The organism is Marasmitruncus massiliensis, assembly GCF_900186535.1.
GTDB lineage: Bacteria > Bacillota > Clostridia > Oscillospirales > Ruminococcaceae > Anaerotruncus > Anaerotruncus massiliensis_A.
Map to the genome: position 1 here is coordinate 41389 of NZ_FYDE01000003.1, position 19686 is coordinate 61074.

36 protein-coding genes are annotated in these 19686 nt (G+C 52.9%); all 36 read left to right on the plus strand.

What is annotated here, in order from left to right:
• The first annotated feature begins 16 nt into the window (after positions 1-16).
• The 36 genes from accD (at position 17) to rplQ (ending at position 19664) form a co-directional block, all read left to right on the plus strand.
• The gene (gene accD, locus C1A10_RS01315) at positions 17-904 is read left to right on the plus strand and encodes an acetyl-CoA carboxylase, carboxyltransferase subunit beta (protein ID WP_101908506.1); all 888 of its coding nucleotides are present in this window, start codon (positions 17-19) and stop codon (positions 902-904) included.
• Positions 885-1682: an acetyl-CoA carboxylase carboxyltransferase subunit alpha gene (locus tag C1A10_RS01320; RefSeq protein WP_101908507.1), complete on the plus strand. Its 798-nt coding sequence runs from the start codon at positions 885-887 to the stop codon at positions 1680-1682. Before accD ends, C1A10_RS01320 begins: the two co-directional genes overlap by 20 nt.
• Positions 1683-1746: 64 nt before the next feature.
• Positions 1747-1977: an acyl carrier protein gene (locus C1A10_RS01325; RefSeq protein ID WP_101908508.1), complete on the plus strand. Its 231-nt coding sequence runs from the start codon at positions 1747-1749 to the stop codon at positions 1975-1977.
• A 241-nt stretch (positions 1978-2218) separates the two neighbouring features.
• Complete coding sequence (gene proS, locus C1A10_RS01330; RefSeq protein WP_101908985.1) at positions 2219-3655, plus strand: proline--tRNA ligase; 1437 nt, start codon at positions 2219-2221, stop codon at positions 3653-3655.
• Positions 3656-4135: 480 nt separating this feature from the next.
• A complete protein-coding gene (gene rpsJ, locus C1A10_RS01340; protein ID WP_101908510.1) occupies positions 4136-4447 on the plus strand; it encodes a 30S ribosomal protein S10 in 312 nt (103 codons plus the stop codon).
• A 94-nt stretch (positions 4448-4541) separates the two neighbouring features.
• Complete coding sequence (gene rplC, locus C1A10_RS01345) at positions 4542-5174, plus strand: 50S ribosomal protein L3 (RefSeq protein WP_101908511.1); 633 nt, start codon at positions 4542-4544, stop codon at positions 5172-5174.
• A 19-nt stretch (positions 5175-5193) separates the two neighbouring features.
• Complete coding sequence (gene rplD / locus C1A10_RS01350; RefSeq protein ID WP_101908512.1) at positions 5194-5817, plus strand: 50S ribosomal protein L4; 624 nt, start codon at positions 5194-5196, stop codon at positions 5815-5817.
• Positions 5817-6113: a 50S ribosomal protein L23 gene (gene rplW / locus C1A10_RS01355; RefSeq protein ID WP_101908513.1), complete on the plus strand. Its 297-nt coding sequence runs from the start codon at positions 5817-5819 to the stop codon at positions 6111-6113. The genes rplD and rplW overlap by 1 nt, the downstream gene beginning before the upstream one ends.
• A 74-nt stretch (positions 6114-6187) precedes the next feature.
• On the plus strand, positions 6188-7021 hold the full coding sequence (gene rplB / locus C1A10_RS01360; RefSeq protein ID WP_101908514.1) for a 50S ribosomal protein L2: 834 nt from the start codon (positions 6188-6190) through the stop codon (positions 7019-7021).
• Between the two features lie 27 nt (positions 7022-7048).
• A complete protein-coding gene (gene rpsS / locus C1A10_RS01365; RefSeq protein WP_101908515.1) occupies positions 7049-7324 on the plus strand; it encodes a 30S ribosomal protein S19 in 276 nt (91 codons plus the stop codon).
• A 24-nt stretch (positions 7325-7348) separates the two neighbouring features.
• A complete protein-coding gene (gene rplV / locus C1A10_RS01370; protein ID WP_101908516.1) occupies positions 7349-7684 on the plus strand; it encodes a 50S ribosomal protein L22 in 336 nt (111 codons plus the stop codon).
• Positions 7685-7704: 20 nt separating this feature from the next.
• The gene (gene rpsC / locus C1A10_RS01375; protein WP_101908517.1) at positions 7705-8394 is read left to right on the plus strand and encodes a 30S ribosomal protein S3; all 690 of its coding nucleotides are present in this window, start codon (positions 7705-7707) and stop codon (positions 8392-8394) included.
• The gene (gene rplP / locus C1A10_RS01380; protein ID WP_101908518.1) at positions 8394-8825 is read left to right on the plus strand and encodes a 50S ribosomal protein L16; all 432 of its coding nucleotides are present in this window, start codon (positions 8394-8396) and stop codon (positions 8823-8825) included. Before rpsC ends, rplP begins: the two co-directional genes overlap by 1 nt.
• Positions 8825-9025 carry a 50S ribosomal protein L29 gene (gene rpmC / locus C1A10_RS01385; protein WP_101908519.1) on the plus strand — a complete coding sequence of 67 codons (201 nt, stop codon included), beginning with the start codon at positions 8825-8827 and terminating at the stop codon, positions 9023-9025. Before rplP ends, rpmC begins: the two co-directional genes overlap by 1 nt.
• Positions 9026-9047: 22 nt before the next feature.
• The gene (rpsQ, locus tag C1A10_RS01390; RefSeq protein ID WP_101908520.1) at positions 9048-9305 is read left to right on the plus strand and encodes a 30S ribosomal protein S17; all 258 of its coding nucleotides are present in this window, start codon (positions 9048-9050) and stop codon (positions 9303-9305) included.
• 32 nt (positions 9306-9337) lie between these two features.
• Positions 9338-9706 carry a 50S ribosomal protein L14 gene (gene rplN, locus C1A10_RS01395; protein ID WP_101908521.1) on the plus strand — a complete coding sequence of 123 codons (369 nt, stop codon included), beginning with the start codon at positions 9338-9340 and terminating at the stop codon, positions 9704-9706.
• A gap of 14 nt (positions 9707-9720) precedes the next feature.
• Positions 9721-10044 carry a 50S ribosomal protein L24 gene (gene rplX / locus C1A10_RS01400; protein WP_101908986.1) on the plus strand — a complete coding sequence of 108 codons (324 nt, stop codon included), beginning with the start codon at positions 9721-9723 and terminating at the stop codon, positions 10042-10044.
• Positions 10045-10060: 16 nt separating this feature from the next.
• On the plus strand, positions 10061-10600 hold the full coding sequence (gene rplE, locus C1A10_RS01405) for a 50S ribosomal protein L5 (protein ID WP_101908522.1): 540 nt from the start codon (positions 10061-10063) through the stop codon (positions 10598-10600).
• A gap of 12 nt (positions 10601-10612) precedes the next feature.
• On the plus strand, positions 10613-10798 hold the full coding sequence (locus C1A10_RS01410) for a type Z 30S ribosomal protein S14 (protein WP_016317586.1): 186 nt from the start codon (positions 10613-10615) through the stop codon (positions 10796-10798).
• Positions 10799-10830: 32 nt separating this feature from the next.
• Entirely contained in the window at positions 10831-11229 is a 399-nt protein-coding gene (rpsH, locus tag C1A10_RS01415; RefSeq protein WP_101908523.1) for a 30S ribosomal protein S8, read from the plus strand.
• A 15-nt stretch (positions 11230-11244) separates the two neighbouring features.
• Entirely contained in the window at positions 11245-11790 is a 546-nt protein-coding gene (rplF, locus tag C1A10_RS01420; protein ID WP_101908524.1) for a 50S ribosomal protein L6, read from the plus strand.
• 18 nt (positions 11791-11808) lie between these two features.
• On the plus strand, positions 11809-12168 hold the full coding sequence (rplR, locus tag C1A10_RS01425; protein WP_101908525.1) for a 50S ribosomal protein L18: 360 nt from the start codon (positions 11809-11811) through the stop codon (positions 12166-12168).
• Between the two features lie 15 nt (positions 12169-12183).
• Complete coding sequence (gene rpsE / locus C1A10_RS01430; RefSeq protein ID WP_101908526.1) at positions 12184-12684, plus strand: 30S ribosomal protein S5; 501 nt, start codon at positions 12184-12186, stop codon at positions 12682-12684.
• 13 nt (positions 12685-12697) lie between these two features.
• A complete protein-coding gene (rpmD, locus tag C1A10_RS01435) occupies positions 12698-12877 on the plus strand; it encodes a 50S ribosomal protein L30 (protein ID WP_101908527.1) in 180 nt (59 codons plus the stop codon).
• Positions 12878-12897: 20 nt separating this feature from the next.
• The gene (rplO, locus tag C1A10_RS01440) at positions 12898-13338 is read left to right on the plus strand and encodes a 50S ribosomal protein L15 (protein ID WP_101908528.1); all 441 of its coding nucleotides are present in this window, start codon (positions 12898-12900) and stop codon (positions 13336-13338) included.
• A 2-nt stretch (positions 13339-13340) separates the two neighbouring features.
• Positions 13341-14645, plus strand: coding sequence for a preprotein translocase subunit SecY (gene secY, locus C1A10_RS01445; protein ID WP_101908529.1), 1305 nt, complete (start codon positions 13341-13343; stop codon positions 14643-14645).
• A 14-nt stretch (positions 14646-14659) separates the two neighbouring features.
• Positions 14660-15292 carry an adenylate kinase gene (locus tag C1A10_RS01450; RefSeq protein ID WP_101908530.1) on the plus strand — a complete coding sequence of 211 codons (633 nt, stop codon included), beginning with the start codon at positions 14660-14662 and terminating at the stop codon, positions 15290-15292.
• Between the two features lie 3 nt (positions 15293-15295).
• Positions 15296-16042: a type I methionyl aminopeptidase gene (gene map, locus C1A10_RS01455; protein WP_101908531.1), complete on the plus strand. Its 747-nt coding sequence runs from the start codon at positions 15296-15298 to the stop codon at positions 16040-16042.
• 14 nt (positions 16043-16056) lie between these two features.
• Complete coding sequence (locus C1A10_RS01460) at positions 16057-16320, plus strand: KOW domain-containing RNA-binding protein (protein WP_101908532.1); 264 nt, start codon at positions 16057-16059, stop codon at positions 16318-16320.
• On the plus strand, positions 16313-16531 hold the full coding sequence (gene infA, locus C1A10_RS01465) for a translation initiation factor IF-1 (RefSeq protein WP_101908533.1): 219 nt from the start codon (positions 16313-16315) through the stop codon (positions 16529-16531). The genes C1A10_RS01460 and infA overlap by 8 nt, the downstream gene beginning before the upstream one ends.
• 56 nt (positions 16532-16587) lie before the next feature.
• The gene (gene rpmJ, locus C1A10_RS01470) at positions 16588-16701 is read left to right on the plus strand and encodes a 50S ribosomal protein L36 (protein ID WP_016317597.1); all 114 of its coding nucleotides are present in this window, start codon (positions 16588-16590) and stop codon (positions 16699-16701) included.
• Between the two features lie 33 nt (positions 16702-16734).
• Complete coding sequence (gene rpsM / locus C1A10_RS01475) at positions 16735-17103, plus strand: 30S ribosomal protein S13 (protein WP_101908534.1); 369 nt, start codon at positions 16735-16737, stop codon at positions 17101-17103.
• Between the two features lie 19 nt (positions 17104-17122).
• Positions 17123-17527, plus strand: coding sequence for a 30S ribosomal protein S11 (gene rpsK, locus C1A10_RS01480; protein ID WP_101908535.1), 405 nt, complete (start codon positions 17123-17125; stop codon positions 17525-17527).
• A gap of 63 nt (positions 17528-17590) precedes the next feature.
• Positions 17591-18211: a 30S ribosomal protein S4 gene (gene rpsD / locus C1A10_RS01485; RefSeq protein WP_101908536.1), complete on the plus strand. Its 621-nt coding sequence runs from the start codon at positions 17591-17593 to the stop codon at positions 18209-18211.
• 103 nt (positions 18212-18314) lie between these two features.
• Complete coding sequence (locus C1A10_RS01490; protein WP_101908537.1) at positions 18315-19271, plus strand: DNA-directed RNA polymerase subunit alpha; 957 nt, start codon at positions 18315-18317, stop codon at positions 19269-19271.
• Positions 19272-19322: 51 nt separating this feature from the next.
• Complete coding sequence (rplQ, locus tag C1A10_RS01495; protein ID WP_101908538.1) at positions 19323-19664, plus strand: 50S ribosomal protein L17; 342 nt, start codon at positions 19323-19325, stop codon at positions 19662-19664.
• The last annotated feature ends 22 nt before the right edge of the window (positions 19665-19686 follow it).

Below are 19686 nucleotides of genomic sequence, written 5' to 3' on the forward strand. Positions count from 1 at the left end.
AACAGGAGGTGGGCGGATGTTACAGGATTTATTTTCCAAGGTGAAATCCCGCGCGGCGATTGACAGCGGGGAAAAGCAGAAGGGCAGACTGAACATACCGGATAATCTGATGTTTAAATGCCCGCGCTGCGGCAAGGTGGAATTTATGGAGGCGTTTGCACTGGCGGGGAAAATCTGCCCCAACTGCGGCTACCATGCCCGCCTGACGGCACCGGAACGCATTGAAATTACAGCGGATAATTTTACATTTACGGAATATGATAAGCATATGAAAAGCCTCAACCCGATTGACTTTGAAGGCTATACCGAAAAGACCTTTCAGCTGCGTCGTAAGACCGGTCTGCGCGACGCTGTGGTTACAGGGAACTGTACCGTTATGGGGCAGTCGTGTGCACTTGGCGTGATGGATACCCGGTTCATGATGGGGTCAATGGGGTCGGTTGTGGGGGAAAAGATCGCGCGCCTGTTTGAACGGGCGGGCGACGAGAACCTGCCGGTGGTGCTTTTCACCGCGAGCGGCGGTGCCCGCATGCAGGAGGGGATCGTTTCCCTCATGCAGATGGCGAAAACGGCGGGCGCTGTGGGACGCCATTCCCGCAAGGGGCTGCTTTATCTCACTGTGCTCACCGACCCGACCACGGGAGGCGTTACCGCCAGCTTTGCGTCACTCGGCGATATCATCATCGCAGAGCCGAAGGTGCTGGTGGGCTTTGCCGGGAGGCGCGTGATCGAAGGAACCATAAAACAGCGCCTGCCGGAGGACTTCCAGTCGGCGGAGTTTGGTCTGGAGCATGGCTTTGTGGATATGATCGTGGAGCGCAGCGCGCTTCGCAAAACCATCGCCCAGCTGCTCAGGCTGCACGGCGGGAAAGGAGCGGCGCAGGATGAAAACAGCGTGGGATAGGCTATTGATTGTCCGGGAGAAAAACCGCCCCACCATACGCGATTACATCCCGCTCATTTTTGAAGATTTTATCGAGCTGCACGGCGACCGCCTCTACGGGGACGACGGGGCGATTCTCGGCGGAATAGCGACCATCGGCGGTATCCCGGTGACCGTGATTGCGCACGTGAAAGGCCGTGACCTCAGGGAGAACCAGCAGACCAATTTTGCGATGCCCCATCCGGAAGGCTACCGCAAGGCGCTGCGTCTTGCCAGACAGGCTGAAAAATTTCACCGCCCCGTGATTTGCTTCATCGACACCCCGGGCGCGTTCTGCGGCGTGGGAGCCGAAGAGCGCGGGCAGGGCGAGGCGATTGCCCGCAACCTGATGGAATTTATGGAGCTGGAGACGCCGGTCATTTCGATTGTCCTCGGTGAAGGCGGCAGCGGCGGGGCACTTGCGCTCGGAGTCTGCGACGAGCTTGCCATGATGCAGAACGCAATCTATTCGGTGATCTCTCCGCGCGGCTTCGCGTCCATCCTCTGGAAAGACGCGAAGCGGGAAGAGGAAGCCGCCAATATCATGCGCATTACGGCGGAGGATTTGATGGAGCTCGGAGTCGCGGATGCGGTCATTCCGGAGCCGGGCGAAGGGGCTCATATGGACCATGAAACAGCGGCCGCAAACATATCTGCATACATTTTGAAAACAATCCAAAAATATCTGGAAATACCTATTGCCAAACTGCTGGAAAACAGGTATTATAAGTTCCGTAAGATTGGAGAGTTCACAGAATAGTGCATGCGGACGCTCTTTAATCAGTGAATAAGGCCATTTCATATAATATTAGGAGGAAACGGTTATGGTATTTGAAAAGGTTAGGGAAATTCTTGTGGATCAGCTGGACGTTGAGGAAGAGGCTGTTACCATGGATGCGAGCATCCAGAATGATCTGGGGGCGGATTCTCTGGACATTGTAGATCTCGTCATGAGCCTGGAAGAAGAATTTGATTGCGAAATCCCTGACGAAGAAATTGAAAATATTAAGACTGTCGGCGATATCGTCAAGTATATCGAAGAAACACAGGACTAATTCGGCGGACACATTGAGAAAGGTATGGCAGAGGGGTGTCCCTCTGCCCTTTCTGTTTATTGGGGACGGGCATCTGCTGCCTGATTCCCTTGCATTTTCTCTGCCGATTCGTTATGATAGGAACATCTGAACCAAATGCGGGGCCTGTTTTATACTGTCAGGGCAGGTGTTCGTGCAAAAGCCGGCGGGCGGCAGCTTTGTTGTTGTGGCGCAGCCGGACAAAAAGGAGTTTGTTGTTAATATGGCCGATCAGAAAAAGATGGTGGAAGCGATCACCTCCATGGAGGAGGATTTCGCAAAGTGGTATACGGACATTGTGAAGAAAGCCGACCTCATTGACTATTCCACGGTTCGCGGCTGCATGGTGATCCGCCCCTACGGGTATGCGATCTGGGAAAACATCCAGCATCTGCTGGATGCCCGTTTTAAAGAGACGGGGCACGAAAATGTCTATATGCCGATGTTTATCCCCGAAAGCCTGCTGCAAAAGGAAAAGGATCACGTGGAAGGGTTTGCGCCGGAGGTGGCGTGGGTTACTCACGGCGGCAGCGAAAAGCTTGCCGAACGTCTCTGTGTCCGTCCTACGTCGGAAACACTGTTCTGTGAACACTACGCGAAAATCATTAAGTCCTACCGTGATCTGCCCAAACTATATAACCAGTGGTGTTCCGTTGTGCGCTGGGAAAAAACCACCCGTCCGTTCCTGCGCACCTGTGAGTTCCTCTGGCAGGAAGGCCACACCATGCATGAAACCGGGGAGGAGGCACTGGAGGAAACCGAGCGGATGCTGAATGTCTATGCGGATTTCTGTGAAAAATCTCTCGCCATCCCGGTCACCAAGGGCCGCAAGACGAAGAAGGAGCAGTTTGCCGGTGCGGAGGCAACCTATACGATCGAAGCGATGATGCATGACGGCAAAGCGCTCCAGTCCGGAACTTCCCACTATTTCGGCGACGGGTTTGCGCGGGCGTTCGATATCACCTTCCAGGGGCGCGACAACAAGCCCCAGTATCCGCATCAGACCTCGTGGGGGCTGTCCACCCGTATCATCGGCGCGATCATCATGACCCACGGCGATGACAACGGCCTTGTCCTGCCGCCCGACATTGCGCCGATTCAGGTCATTGTGCTGCCGATTGCGCAGCATAAAGAGGGTGTGCTGGAGAAAGCGAATGAGGTTACCGAGCGGCTGAAAAAAATCTGCCGCGCAAAGATCGACGACAGCGACAACTCCGCCGGATGGAAGTTCTCGGAGTATGAGATGAAGGGCGTGCCGCTGCGCCTGGAGATGGGCCCCCGGGACATTGAATCCAACCAGTGCGTGCTGGTGCGCCGCGACAACCGGGAGAAGACGATTGTATCCCTGGACGAGCTGGAAGCCCGTGTGCCCGAACTGCTGCGGGCGGTACACGACGGCCTCTACGATAAGGCGCTTGCCAACCGCGAGGCGCGCACCTATACCGCCCTGACGTTCGATGAGCTGAAGGAACTGGCCGCCTGCAAAAGCGGGTTCTTTAAAACCATGTGGTGCGGGGACGAAGCCTGCGAGCTGAAGGTGAAGGAAGATGCGGGCCTGACCTCCCGCTGCATGCCGTTCGAGCAGGAACATCTTTCAGATGTCTGCCCGATCTGCGGAAAGCCCGCGAAAACCAGCATTATCTGGGGCAAAGCGTATTAAACAGGAAAAACTGGGACAAAATACCTTTAAAACGGGGCGCGGCGGCACGTCCGCCGCACCCCGTTTCCGCTTAAGCTGCAAGCAAACCGGCAGATAAAGCCATCCCGGAATTCTACTGAAGATTTTTATGATTTTTTTAAAAAAATACTTGCATTACGAAACGCTGTATGGTATTATACTTAAGCGTGACTGCACAAGATATGCGTTGATGCGGGAGGTGGCCACCCTTTGCGGTGGGGAATTTCCGCGGAGTATGTCCGATTTTAAACCGGGCGACTTTAATACTGAACAGAACCTGCTGCCTTTCGTAAGGTGCGGCAGCGCGGTTTGGCGGAGAAATCCGTGAGCGGTATAAAGTCCGGATAAACGAAAGTTTACCGGATTTTTTGTATGCTCATCTGCGGAACACCCGGTGGGGTGTGCAGGTAATATCAGTTCTTAAAGCGTCGCCATGTGGAAACTGTAAGGAGGCGATGTTAAGTGGCAGTCAAGGAAAAAATCAGGATCAGGCTCAAAGGTTACGATCATCAGCTTGTTGATTCGGCATCGGAAAAGATCGTGGAGACAGCGAAGCGTACAGGCGCGCGCGTGTCCGGACCGATTCCCCTTCCGACCGAGAAGGAGATCGTCACCATTCTGCGCGCTGTTCATAAGTACAAGGACAGCCGTGAGCAGTTTGAGATGAGAACCCACAAGAGGCTCATCGACATTCTCAGACCTTCCAATAAGACTGTGGAAGCTCTGACAGGGCTTGAACTTCCTGCCGGCGTTGAGATTGAAATCAAACTTTAATTTCTTCGGCAAAGGCAGAAACCCCGACGACGGATTCGCCGTCAGGTCAAGTTGGCCCAGTGCCAACCAATAACCGTAGGAGGTAAAGAAAGGTATGCAAAAGTGCATCGTAGGCAAAAAGATCGGCATGACCCAGCTTTTTAACGAAAGCGGCAAAGTGATCCCTGTGACTGTCATTGAAGCTGGCCCCTGCGTTGTCGTCCAGAAGAAGACAACCGAAAACGACGGCTATGAAGCTGTGCAGATCGGTTTCGGAGACATCAGCGACAAAGCCTGCAACAAACCGCAGAAGGGACATTTCGCGAAGGCCGATGTTGCCAACAAGAGAACACTCAAAGAGTTCCGCCTGGAGGACTGTTCCACGCTGAATGTGGGCGATCTGATCAAGGCTGACGCTTTCGCTGCGGGTGACGCAGTGGATGTGGTCGGAACTTCCAAAGGTAAAGGCTACGCAGGCGTTATCAAGCGTTACAATTTCGGACGCCTGAAAGAAACCCACGGTACCGGCCCGGTAGCGAGACATCAGGGCTCGCTGGGTGCGTGCTCCGACCCGTCAAGGGTTATGAAGGGCAAAAAGCTCCCCGGACATCTGGGTGCTGAGCGCGTCACTGTTCAGAATCTTGAAATCGTCAAGGTTGACGTTGAAAACAATCTTATTGCTATTAAGGGAGCTGTTCCGGGCGCCAAGGGCGGCCTGATCTGCATCACCGATAGCGTTAAGGCGTAAGGGAAGGAGGATACACACAATGCCAAAGGTTAATGTATATGATATGGCCGGCAAAGTCGTTTCGGAGATGGAGCTTTCTGATTTCGTCTTCGGTATCACGCCCAACCCGACGGTGGTACATCAGGTTGTTGTAAACTACCTTGCCAATCAGCGCCAGGGCACACAGTCCACGCTCACCCGGACAGAAGTTTCCGGCGGCGGCCGCAAACCCTGGAAACAGAAGGGTACCGGCCATGCGAGACAGGGTTCCATCCGTGCTCCCCAGTGGAGAAAGGGCGGAATCGCACTCGGCCCCAAACCGAGAGATTACAGCTATGCTCTCAACAAAAAAGTCCGCCGTCTGGCGATCAAATCGGTCTTTTCCGATAAAGTGCTCACCGGCGACATGATTATTGTGGACAACATTGCGGTCGAAGGTTACAAGACCAAAGCCGTGGTCGGTATGCTCAAGGCTCTGGGCGCAGAAAAGAAAGCACTGATTCTGATGCCCGAAATGAACGAACAGTTGGTGAAAAGCGCGGCAAATATCCCCGGCGTGAAAACCGCTCTGGTCAACACCATCAACGTTTACGACCTCGTAAACTGCGGCAAGTTCATTGTTGCGAAAGATGCTGTTGCCAAACTCGAGGAGGTGTACGCATAATGAAAGCACCGCAGGATATCATCCTTACCCCGGTGATCACCGAGGCTTCCATGGCGAACGTGCAGCTCAGAAAGTACACTTTCAAAGTTGCAAAAGACGCCAACAAGATTGAAATCGTCAAGGCTGTCGAGGCGCTGTTCCCCGGCACCAAGGTCGCAAAGATTAACACGGTTAACTGCCGCGGCCGCTATAAGAGAATGGGTCAGACCGGCGGCTACCGCCCTTCTTTCAAGAAGGCGATTGTGACGCTGAAAGAGGATTCGAAGACGATCGAATTCTTTGACACCATGCTGTAATGGATGCCCTGAGCATCCGGGTATGGGGTAACTCATATGCCCCGCTAACCACATTATGAGGAGAGTGAAACCGAATGGCTATTAAAAGCTATAAACCGACAACACCTAGCCGCCGTCAGATGACCTGCACGGATTACAGCGAGTTGTCGAAGGTTGCTCCGGAAAAAAGCCTTCTTGAACCTGTCAAAAAGCACTCCGGCCGCAACAGCAACGGCAGAATCACCGTTCGCCACAGAGGCGGCGGCAACCGCCGTAAATATCGTGTGATCGACTTCAAGAGAGACAAAGCCGATATGCCGGCGACCGTCCTCACTCTGGAGTACGACCCCAACAGAACCGCTCATATCGCACTTGTGCAGTATGAAGATGGCGAAAAGCGCTATATTATCGCTCCCAACGGCCTGAAAGTCGGCGACCAGATCGTTTCCGGCGCAAAGGCGGACATCAAGCCGGGCAACGCATTGCCGATGCTCAACATCCCGACCGGTACCTTTATCCACAACATTGAGCTTTATCCCGGAAAGGGCGCGCAGCTTGCACGTTCCGCCGGCATCATGGCTCAGCTGATGGCAAAAGAAAACGGCCATGCGATGGTGAGACTTCCATCTGGCGAGCTTCGGAACATTCCGGACAGCTGCTATGCGACAATCGGCCAGGTTGGTAACATCGACGCTGAGAATGTCAATTACGGTAAAGCCGGCCGCCGCCGCCATATGGGCTGGAGACCGACCGTCCGCGGTTCCGTTATGAACCCCTGTGACCATCCGCACGGCGGTGGTGAGGGCAAGAGCCCTGTTGGACGTCCCGGCCCTGTTACCCCTTGGGGCAAGCCGGCGCTGGGTTACAAGACCCGCTCAAAACACAATCGCTCCGACAAGTTTATTGTCAAGCGCCGCAACGCTAAGTAAAGCGGGCTGAAAGGAGGCAAATGATTCATGGGTAGAAGCGTTAAAAAAGGACCTTACGTGCAGCCCGTTCTGCTCGAAAGAGTTCGCAAGATGAATGAGAGCGGCGAGAAGAAAGTAGTTCTGAAAACATGGAGCCGCTCCTCCACAATATTCCCTGACTTTGTAGGACACACCTTTGCCGTCCATGACGGACGCAAGCATATGCCGGTTTATGTGACCGAGGATATGGTTGGACACAAACTCGGCGAGTTTGCGCCCACCAGAACCTATCGCGGCCATGCCGGCGCGAAGAAATCCAACTAACGTGGCCGAAAGGAGGACATCACAATGGAAGCAAAAGCTTCTTTGAGACATGCTCGTATCGCGCCCCGTAAGGTGCAGATCGTGCTTGATCTTATTAGAAACAAGCCGGCCGATCAGGCCATGGCAATCATTAGGCACACTCCCAAGGCCGCATGCGAGCCTCTGGAGAAGCTGCTAAAGTCGGCAATTGCGAACGCGGAAAACAACTTCAGCATGGATAAGAACAATCTCTATGTTTCGGAGTGCTACGTTACGCCGGGCCCGACAATGAAACGCATCAGACCCCGTGCCCAGGGCAGGGCTTTCCAGATTCTGAAAAGAACTTCACATGTTTTTGTAACCGTGAAGGAATACGAATAAGCTGAAAGAGGAGGTAAACTATGGGCCAAAAAGTAAATCCGCACGGTCTGCGTGTCGGAGTCATCAAGGATTGGGATTCCCGCTGGTTTGCTAAGGACGACGCTTTCGGCGATATCCTTGTCGAGGATTACAAGCTGCGCAAGTTCTTAAAGAAAACCCTGTTTGACGCTGGCATTCCCAGAATTGAAATTGAAAGAGATGCCACCAAGGTGCGCATCCATGTCCACTGCTCCAGACCCGGCATTGTGATCGGCAAAGGCGGCGCGGAGATCGAAAGAATCCGCAAGCTGTGCGACGACATGATCAACAAGGGCAAAGCGGATGCAGACAAACGCCAGGTATTCATCAATGTTGTCGAGGTGAAGCAGCCCGATAAAAACGCGCAGCTGGTTGCAGAAGGCATCGCTGCTCAGCTTGTCGGACGCGTATCCTTCCGCCGCGCGATGAAGCAGGCGATCGGCCGTGCCATGAAGTTTGGCGCCAAAGGCATCAAGGTCAGCGTTTCCGGCCGTCTGGGCGGCGCTGAAATTGCCCGCACCGAGCACTATCATGAGGGTACGATTCCCCTGCAGACCATCCGTGCCGACATTGACTATGGCTTCGCTGAAGCCGACACCACCTACGGAAAGATCGGCGTCAAGGTCTGGATCTACGCCGGAGAGGTGCTCGGGGATGCGAAAAGAACCCGTAAGGAAGGAGGCAATAAATAATGCTTCTGCCGAAAAGAGTAAAGTACCGCAGGGTACACAGAGGGCGCCTGACCGGTAAAGCCTACAGGGGCAACACGGTCACTTACGGTGAGTATGGCCTTCAGGCGCTGGAGCCGGCTTGGGTCACTTCCAATCAGATCGAGGCCGCCCGTATCGCAATGACTCGTTATATTAAGCGCGGCGGTCAGGTTTGGATCAAGATTTTCCCTGATAAGCCGATTACAGAAAAGCCCGCCGAGACCCGAATGGGTTCCGGTAAAGGCAGCCCGGAGTATTGGGTTGCAGTCGTGAAGCCGGGCCGCGTGATGTTTGAAATCAGCGGTGTGTCTGAAGATCTTGCCCGCGAGGCAATGAGACTTGCTGCCCACAAGCTTCCGATCAAATGCAAATTTGTTTCAAAGGAAACCGAGGAAAAGGGGAGTGAAGAGTAATGAAGGCAAGCGAGATGAGAGAACTGTCCGCAGCGGAATTAACCCAGAAGCTGTCTGACCTCAAAGCCGAGCTTTTTAACCTTCGCTTCCAGCACGCTATAAACCAGCTTGAAAACCCGATGCGTTTGAACGCTGTCAAAAAGGACATTGCGAAAATCAAAACTCTGATTCGGGCAAACGAGCTCAAGAACGTGCAGTAAGCGGAAGGGAGGACGACGGTAAATGAGCGAAAGAAATCTCAGAAAGACCCGTGTTGGCATGGTTGTCAGCGACAAAATGGACAAAACGGTTGTAGTCGCCATTGAAGACAACGTGAAACACCCCCTTTACAAAAAAATCATCAAACGCACCACGAAGTTCAAGGCACATGACGAGAACAACGAATGCGGAATTGGCGATAAAGTAGAGATTATGGAAACCCGCCCCCTGTCCAAGGACAAAAGGTGGAGGGTCACCGAGATCATTGCAAAGGCGAAATAAGCAACTAATCCGACCGAAAGGAGGAACGCACTGTGATACAGATGCAGACCTATCTCAAAGTAGCTGACAACACCGGCGCCAAGGAACTTATGTGCATCAGAGTGTTGGGCGGCTCACGCAGGAGATACGCCAATATTGGCGACGTGGTAGTGGCTTCCGTCAAGAAAGCTGCCCCCGGCGGCCAGGTAAAAAAAGGCGATGTAGTAAAAGCAGTAATCGTTCGTTCCGCCAAAGGTGTACGCCGGGATGACGGCACATACATCCGTTTTGACGAGAATGCGGCGGTTATCATTAAAGAGGATAAAAATCCCAAGGGCACACGTATTTTTGGACCAGTGGCGAGGGAACTCCGCGAAAAGGAGTACCTCAAGATATTAAGCCTCGCGCCTGAGGTACTGTAATGGAGGGCTCGAAAGTGAATAAACTTCACGTGAAAAAGGGCGATACAGTAATCGTTCTGTCCGGTAAGGACAAGGGCAAAAAGGGCAAGGTTCTTGAGGTAAGCCCGAAGGAGCAGAAAGTGATCGTCGAGGGCATCAACATGATGACCAAACACCTGAAACCCCGCAAGATGGGCGATCAGGGCGGCATTGTGAAGGCCGAGGGCGCCCTGTATGCTTCTAAGGTGATGCTTGTTTGCCCCAAATGCGGCAAACCCACAAGAATTGCCCATAAGATCCTGAAGGACGGTTCTAAAGAACGCCTGTGTAAAAATTCCAAGTGCGGTGAAACTTTTTAAGTAAGGAGGATACATCATGGCAAGATTAAAAGACCAGTACAAGAGCGAAATGGCTCCTGCGCTGATGAAAAAGTTTGGTTATACTTCTGTCATGCAGATCCCCAAGCTTGATAAAGTTGTCATCAACGTTGGCTGCGGAGAAGCGAGAGATAACCCCAAGGTTATTGACGCGATCATGAACGACCTTGCAAAGATCACCGGTCAAAAGGCGACCATTTGCAAAGCGAAAAAATCCGTCGCTAACTTCAAGCTTCGTGAAGGCATGAACATCGGTGCAAAGGTTACCCTGCGGGGAAACGTGATGTACGAGTTTGTTGACCGGCTGTTCAGCGTTGCGCTTCCGCGCGTGCGCGATTTCCGCGGCATCAACCCCAACGGGTTCGATGGCAGAGGCAACTATAACATGGGCCTCAAGGAACAGCTGATCTTTCCGGAGATCGAGTTTGATAAGATCGACAAGGTAAGAGGTATGGATATCTGCTTTGTCACCACTGCGAAGACCGATGAAGAGTCCCGCGAGCTTCTGACGCTCATGGGCGCTCCATTTGCGAAGTAAGGAGGAATCACTGTGGCAAAAACATCCATGAAAATCAAGCAGCAGCGCCCGGCGAAGTTTTCCACAAGAGAATACACCCGGTGCAAAATCTGCGGCAGACCACATGCTTACCTTCGCAAATTCGGCATCTGCCGTATCTGCTTCAGAGAGCTGGCCTACAAAGGGCAGATTCCGGGCGTAAGGAAAGCAAGCTGGTAAAACAAAGCTGAGCTATAAAGGAGGTTGACGGCATGCATATCACCGATACAATCGCTGACATGCTGACACGTATCAGAAACGCAAACAACGCGAAACATGATACTGTTGATATTCCTGCTTCCAACATGAAGAAAGCAATCGCTCAGATTTTGTTGGATGAAGGATATATAAAAGCGTTCCAGGTCGTCGAGGACGGCAAGCAGGGCACGATCCGTGTGGCCCTGAAATACGGGCAGGGCAAGACCCCGATCATTCAGGGCCTTCGCAGGGTTTCCAAACCCGGCCTGCGCATTTACACCAGCTGTGAGGAAATGCCCCGCGTTATGAAGGGTCTCGGCACCGCCATTCTCTCCACGAACAAAGGCGTTATGACCGACAAACAGGCTCGTAGTGAGAATGTTGGCGGCGAAGTCCTCGCATTCATCTGGTAAGGGGAGGTACAGACGATGAGTAGAATTGGTAGAAAGCCCATCACTGTGCCTGCGGGCGTTGACGTCAAGATTGACGGCAGCACAGTTACCGTCAAAGGCCCTAAAGGCACTTTGACCCAGAGCTTCCGCCCGGAAATGAATATCGCGCTGGAAAACGGCGAGATCCTCGTTACCAGGCCGAACGATGAGAAATTTGAAAAGAGCGTCCATGGGCTCACCAGAACGCTGATTGCCAACATGGTTCACGGCGTTACCGAGGAATTCCACAAGGAGCTCGAGATCAACGGCGTCGGTTACCGTGCTGCGAAGCAGGGTAAAAAGCTTGTCATGACCCTTGGTTATTCGCACCAGGTGTTCATGGAAGACACTGCCGACATCACAATTGACGTGCCTGCGCCTAACAAGATCATTATCCATGGCCCCGACAAGCAGAAGGTTGGCCAGTTTGCGGCGGAAGTCCGCGAGAAACGCCCGCCTGAACCGTATAAGGGCAAAGGAATCAAGTATATCAACGAAGTGATCATCCGTAAGGAAGGCAAAGCAGGCAAGGGCAAGAAGTAATCGAAGGAGTGAATCAACATGATAACAAAGCCTGACAAAAATACAGCCAGACTGAAAAGGCATGTAAGAGTCAGAGCAAAGATTGGCGGCACGCCCGAGTGCCCTCGTCTTGATGTTTTCCGCTCCGCTAAACACATTTATGCCCAGATTATTGACGATGCCAACGGCGTGACCCTTTGCGCGGCATCTTCAATGGACAAGGATTTCGAAGGTTTTGGCGGTAATAAGGAAGCAGCAAAGAAGGTCGGCGCAGCACTTGCGAAAAAAGCGGCCGAAAAGGGCATTGAGAATGTTGTCTTCGACCGTGGCGGCTATATCTATCACGGACGTGTGAAAGAACTTGCTGAAGCGGCTCGTGAAGGCGGCCTCAAATTCTAAGAAGGAGGGATACTTTTGGCTCTTATCGATGCAAGCAAATACGAGCTCACAGAGCGCGTGGTAGCAATCAACCGCGTTTCCAAAACAGTGAAGGGCGGACGCATTTTTAAGTTCGCGGCGCTTGTTGTTGTCGGCGACGGCAATGGCATGGTGGGCTTCGGGCTTGGTAAAGCGGGCGAGGTACCCGACGCAATCCGCAAGGGTATTGAGGACGCGAAAAAGAATCTGCATAAGATCTCGCTGAAGGGCACAACCATTCCCCACGAGATCATCGGTGTATACGGCGCGGGCAGAGTGCTCATGAAGCCGGCTCCGCAAGGTACCGGCGTTATCGCCGGCGGCCCTGTGCGTGCAGTGCTGGAGGTTGCGGGCATCAGGGACATCCGCACGAAGTCCCTTCGCTCCAATAACCCCTGCAACGTTGTCAGCGCAACCATCCAGGGGCTGTGTGCCCTGCGTGATGCAGAGCAGGTAGCTGCGGTGCGCGGCAAGTCCGTTAAGGATATTATTGGTTAAGGAGGAAGCGAACATGGCACAGCTGAAAATCAAGCTCGTCAGGAGTCTTGTCGGCCGCAAAGATGGCCAGATTGCCACCGCGGACTCCTTAGGACTGCGTAAAATCGGCGACGAGACTATTCAACCCGATAATGTTGCCACAAAAGGCAAAATCGCGAAAATTTCCCACCTCATTGAGGTTACCGAAGCATAAAGCAAGGAGGTGCAGGTAAGATGAAATTGCATGAACTTTCCCCGGCGCCCGGTTCCAGCAAAGAAGCATTCCGCAAAGGCAGAGGTGCAGGCTCCGGTAACGGAAAGACTGCCGGTAAGGGACATAAAGGCCAGAAGGCCCGTTCCGGCGGCGGTGTCAGACCTGGGTTCGAAGGCGGCCAGATGCCCCTTCAGAGGCGCGTACCCAAGAGAGGCTTTGTGAATATCTTTGCCACTAAGTACGCAACCATCAACGTTTCCGATCTAGAGAAATTCGAAGACGGAGCGGTTGTGGACGCTCAGGCGCTGCTTGAGTCCGGTCTGATCAAAAAGACCCTTGGCGGTGTCAAAGTGCTCGGCAATGGCGAACTCACAAAGAAACTCACAGTCAATTGCGCAGCTTTTTCTGCTTCTGCGAAGGAGAAAATTGAAAAAGCAGGCGGAAAGGCTGAGGTGAAGTAAGAATGTTTACGACCTTAAAGAACGCATGGGGGATTCCGGATTTAAGGAAAAAGATTCTCTTCACCCTGATGATCATTGTGCTGTTCCGGCTCGGCGCCGCCGTTCCGGTTCCGTTCCTTGATGCATCTGTTCTTCAAAACATGGTATCGGATACAGGCAACCTTCTGGGCTACTTGGATATCCTCTCCGGCGGCGCATTTGCCAACGCAACGATTTTTGCGCTGTCAATTACACCGTACATCACTTCTTCCATCGTCATCCAGCTGCTCACAGTTGCCATTCCGGCTCTGGAGCGCATGGCCAAGGAGGGAGAGGACGGCAGAAAGCAGCTCCAGAAGATCACACGCTACACAACCGTGGGTCTTGCCCTGCTGCAGGCGTTCGCTTATTACACGATGCTCCGTAACCAGGCGGGGGCAGTGCTGTACACAAGCGGCTTCTCCGGCGTTTTTGCCGCTCTGGTGATCATGGGCGCGTTCATTGGCGGGGCCATGCTGATTGTCTACATGGGCGAAAGAATTGACGACCACGGTGTCGGAAACGGTATCTCCCTGATCCTTTTCTCAGGTATCGTTTCCCGCGGTCCGCACGCTCTGCAGAAACTATGGGCTTACTTTAAACTGGCATTCGGCGACAACCCCCAGTCGATCTATCTGCTGACCGTTCCGCTGATCATCGTGCTGTTCCTGGCTCTCATTGTTGCGATCATCGTTATGACCAATGCTGAGCGCCGCATCCCGGTGCAGTACGCGAAAAAAGTGGTGGGCCGCAAAATGTACGGCGGGCAGTCGACCTTCATCCCCATTAAGGTCAACATGTCCAACGTCATGCCGATCATCTTCGCTTCCTCTCTGTTGGCAATCCCGGGCACCATCAAGGCGTTCGTCGATCCTAACGGTACAGGAATGCTTGGCAAGATCCTCGGCGCATTCAACTATAACACATTCCTTTATGCGGCGCTGTATTTCGTCCTGATCCTCGCGTTTAACTATTTTTACGTGGCGATCCAGTATAATCCGATCGAAATATCCAACAATCTGCGTAATAACAGCGGTACAATCCCGGGCATCAGACCGGGCAGACCGACATCCGATTTCATTGCCAGAATCATCTCCAAGATCACATTGATCGGCGGCGTTGTTTTGGCTCTCATCGCAACCCTGCCTATCGGTGTTGGCGCGGTGACCAGAATGAATATCTCGCTTGGCGGTACGTCCATCATTATCGTTGTGGGCGTTGCGCTGGATACTTTCAGACAGCTTGAATCTCAGATGATGATGCGCCACTATAAGGGCTTCTTAGAGTAAGGGGAGGAGAAGTTATGAAACTGATACTCCTTGGCGCTCCTGGCGCCGGCAAGGGCACACAGGCGGAAATCATCTGCGACCGTCTGCACATCCCCGCAATCAGCACCGGAAACATCATCCGGGAAGCACTGAAAAACGGGACCGAAATGGGACTGAAAGCCAAATCCTATATGGAAGAGGGCAAGCTCGTTCCGGACGATGTGGTGATTGGAATTATTAAAGAGCGTCTTGCACAGGACGACTGCCGGAACGGCTTCATTCTTGACGGCTTTCCGCGCACCGTTCCTCAGGCGCAGGCGCTTGACGCGATGGGAATCGAAATCGACCGCGTGATCGACATTGAAGTTGCCGATGAGGCGATCGAGAAGAGAATGGGCGGCAGACGCGTTTGTGAAAAATGCGGCGCCAGCTACCATGTCGAGGTAAAGCCTCCCAAGCAGGAAGGCGTCTGCGACAGGTGCGGCGGAGGTCTGGTAATCCGCAAGGACGACCAGCCCGAAACCGTCCGTGACCGTCTTGCGGTTTACCATCAGCAAACAGAGCCCCTCAAGGATTATTATGCCGAAACCGGCAAACTTAAAATTGTTGTGGGGCAGCAGGAGCTTGAGGAAACAACCAAACTCACTCTTGCAGCTTTGGAGGCGTAGCGTATGGTCGTGCTGAAAACGTCCCAGGAACTTGCGAAGATGAAGAAAGCGGGTTCTGTATCGGCACAGGCGCTACAAGTCGGCGGTGCGGCTGTTCGCCCCGGCATTACTACCGGGGAAATCGACCGTATCATAAAGAGCTTTATCCTTTCCAAAGGCGCCAAACCCTCGTTCTTGGGGTATGGTGGTTTTCCGGCCAGCGCATGCATCTCGATCAATGAGGAAGTCATCCACGGCATCCCCGGTAAACGGGTCATTCAGGAAGGCGATATTGTCAGTATTGACGTTGGAGCCATTCTGGACGGCTATCAAGGGGACAACGCGGGAACCTTCGCGGCGGGAAAAGTAAGCGCTGAGGCTCAGGCATTAATGGATGCGACGCAGCAGAGCCTGCTTGCCGCGATTGCGGTGATGCGGCCGGGCGCGCGTCTGGGAGACATTGGCCATACTGTCCAGTCCTATGTGGAAGCGCGCGGTTTCGGAGTTGTCCGCGAATATGTCGGACACGGAATCGGCCGTAAAATGCATGAGGAGCCTGAAGTTCCCAACTATGGGCACCCGGGCCACGGCATACGGTTAGTTGCGGGCATGGTACTTGCGGTGGAACCGATGATCACGCAGCATTCACCGGCGGTGAAAGTACTCGACGACGACTGGACAGTGATAACCGCTGACCATGGACTCGCGGCACACTATGAACACACAATTGCGATTACCGATAATGGCCCGGTAATCCTGACCTTGCCTTGACGGGAGGATATGGGATGCCGACTGAAGCGGGAATCATTGTGCGCTCAACAGCCGGGCATGATGCCCGCGGATGGTTTGTGGTTGTTTCAGCAGAAAACGGTTATGTCTGCTTAGCCGACGGCAAAACACGCCTGCTTGAGAAGCCCAAACGCAAAAGCGAAAAACACATCCGGAAAACCAACACACAGCTGGATTTATCCAGTATCACCACGAACAAAAAGCTGCGGGAAGCCCTTCGGGAATTCCGCGGGAATGAGGGAGGTAATCAGCTTGTCTAAGGAAGATGTCATCGAAATCGAAGGCATTGTCGTAGAAAGCCTGCCGAATGCGCAGTTCCGCGTCGAGCTGCCGAACGGCCACCAGCTTTTGGCGCATATATCAGGTAAGCTGCGGATGAATTTCATCCGTATCCTGCCGGGAGACAAGGTCACGCTGGAGATGTCTCCGTATGACCTGACCAAGGGGCGCATCACTTGGCGTTCCAAGTAAGCAGCGGCCTTGGCCGTTCGTAAACAATCCACGGGATTTTAAGGAGGTAGTTTCAGATGAAAGTAAGACCTTCCGTTAAGCCCATTTGCGAGAAGTGTAAAATCATCAAGCGCAAGGGCCGTATCATGGTAATATGCGCAAACCCAAAGCACAAACAGCGTCAGGGCTAAGTGCAAACCAAATAATGGAGGTGCAACAGAAGTATGGCTCGTATAGCTGGCGTTGACCTGCCGAGAGAGAAGCGGGTCGAAATTGGTTTAACCTATATCCTTGGTATAGGCCGAAAAACCGCTCAGCAAATTCTCGAGTCCACCGGAGTGAATCCTGACATCAGAGTCAAGGATCTTTCCGAGGACGACGTTTCCAAACTGCGTGATTATATCGACCACCATGTGCGCGTGGAAGGCGACCTTCGCCGTGAAACAGCGCTGAACATCAAGAGACTGGTCGAAATTGGGTGCTATCGCGGCTTACGCCACAGAAAGGGTCTTCCTGTCCGCGGACAGAGAACCAAGACCAACGCGCGTACCAGAAAAGGCCCCAAGAAAACAATCGCCAACAAGAAGAAGTAATTAGGGAGGGATATACACGATGGCGAAAGCTATTGCCAACAAAAAGACTGCCACTCGTAGGCGTCGTGAACGCAAGAACATTGAGCGTGGCGCCGCACATATCCAGTCCACTTTTAACAACACGATCGTCACGATCACCGACACCCAGGGCAACGCGCTTTCTTGGGCTTCGGCAGGTGGCCTCGGCTTCAGAGGCTCCAGAAAGAGCACTCCGTATGCAGCTCAGACTGCGGCCGAAACCGCTGCGAAAGCTGCTATGGAGCATGGCTTAAAGTCGGTTGAAGTTTTTGTTAAGGGACCGGGTGCCGGCCGTGAGGCTGCTATCCGTGCGCTTCAGGCAGCGGGGCTTGAGGTCAATATGATTAAGGACGTAACTCCGATTCCGCATAACGGATGCCGCCCGCCCAAGAGAAGACGCGTATAAGCGGCAAAACCAGCCCTAATGTGCTGCTGCACAGGGCGTTAAACCAATCAGGAGGTGCAATTCATGGCAAGATATACCGGTGCTGTATGCAGACTCTGCCGCAGAGAGAACAAGAAACTGTTCCTCAAGGGTGAAAGATGCTACACCGACAAGTGTGCCGTCAGCCGCAGAGCATCTGTTCCCGGTCAGCACGGCAAAGCGCGCGCAAGAAAATCTTCCGAATACGGAATTCAGCTTCGCGCAAAACAGCAGACCAGACGTTATTATGGAATCCTCGAAAGCCAGTTCGCGAAATATTTCGATATGGCTGCACGCAAAGAGGGCGTAACGGGCGAAAACCTGCTGCAAATCTGTGAGAGCCGTCTCGACAACGTTGTTTACAGACTGGGCTTTGCTTCTTCCAGAAAAGAAGCCAGACAGCTTGTTCTTCACGGACATTTCACTGTGAACGGCAAAAAAGCCAACATTCCTTCCATCCTGCTGAAAGCCGGCGATGTTGTTGCGGTGGCTTCCAAGAGCGACAAGATCAAGAATGTGGTTGAGACAATGGCTTCCCGTCCGGTCGCAAAATGGCTGGACTGCAACAAGACGAATATGACCGGACGCGTCATCGACCTTCCGAAGCGCGAAGATATTGATCTGGACGTTGAGGAGCATCTGATCGTCGAGTTGTACAGCAAATAATTGCAGCGCTGCATAGAACGGTTTGCGCTGTGTACGATTTATGGTTACAGGGAAACGAGAATGATACGGCGGGAGCCATTCCGCCAGAGAAGGAGGGTCCAATATGGTCAAGATCATAGAGCCCAAGATTGAAACGGTTGAGCTCAAATCTGACGGAACCTACGGCAAATTTGTAGCGGAACCGCTGGACAGAGGGTTTGGCACAACGTTGGGGAATTCCCTGAGGCGTGTGCTGCTTTCCTCTCTTCCTGGTGTTGCGGTCATTTCTGTCAAGATTGATGGCGTGCAGCATGAATTCTCGACAATCCCGGGAGTCAAAGAAGATGTAACGGAAATAATCCTCAACATCAAGGGCCTTACCGCAAAGCTGTATTGCGACGAGCCCAAGACGGTGAGAATTGACGCTCAGGGTGAGTGCGAAGTCACCGCCGGCAGCATTGAGTGCGATTCGGAGGTCGAAATTCTCGACCCCAGCATGCATATTGCCACGCTGGACGCGGGTGCCAAGCTTTCCATGGAGATTACGCTGCGCAAGGGACAGGGATATGTTTCCGCCGACCGCAACAAGCACACCGAGCTTGAAAAAGCACCGGTAGGCACGATCGCTGTGGACAGCATCTATACACCGGTGTTAAAGGTAAATTATACAGTGGAAAACACCCGAGTGGAACAGATAACCGACTATGATAAACTATCGCTTGAAGTCTGGACAGACGGGACGATCTCCGCAAAAGAGGCGGTCAGTCTGGCGGCCAAGATCCTCAATAGGCAACTCAATCACTTCGTCGATCTGTCTGATGAGGTGAGTGCGACAGAGATCATGGACAAGAAGGAAGATACCGGCAAGGATAAACTCCTTGAGATGACCATTGAAGAGCTTGACTTATCTGTTCGTGCATTTAACTGTCTGAAGAGAGCCAGCGTCAACACCGTGGCGGATCTCATCAACAAGTCTCCCGAAGAGATGATGAAGGTGCGCAATCTTGGCAAAAAGTCGCTGGAAGAGGTTATCGAAAAGTTACAGTCACTGGGATTTGACCTTTCTAAGGACGAAGAATAACGGAAAGCGCGCGAGCGCTTGATCTAAAGCATGGGTAAGGAGTGAAATTCGATGCCAGGAACCAGAAAACTCGGCAGAACTTCCAGCCATAGAATGGCTATGCTCAGGGCAATGGTAACTTTCCTACTGGAAAACGGCAAGATTGAGACCACTGTCACGAGAGCGAAAGAGGTTAGGGCAATGGCCGAGAAGATGATTACTACGGCGAAAACCAACGACCTCCACTCCAAGCGTCAGGTCTTCTCTTTCGTGACGAAAGAGGATGTAGCGAAGAAACTGTTTGACGAGATCGCTCCGAAGTACGCCGAAACAAAAGGCGGCTATACGAGAATCGTCAAGATCGGTCCTCGCCGCGGTGACGCAGCAGAGATGGCAATCATTGAGCTTGTGTAATTATTCAGTATAAAAAAGGGCG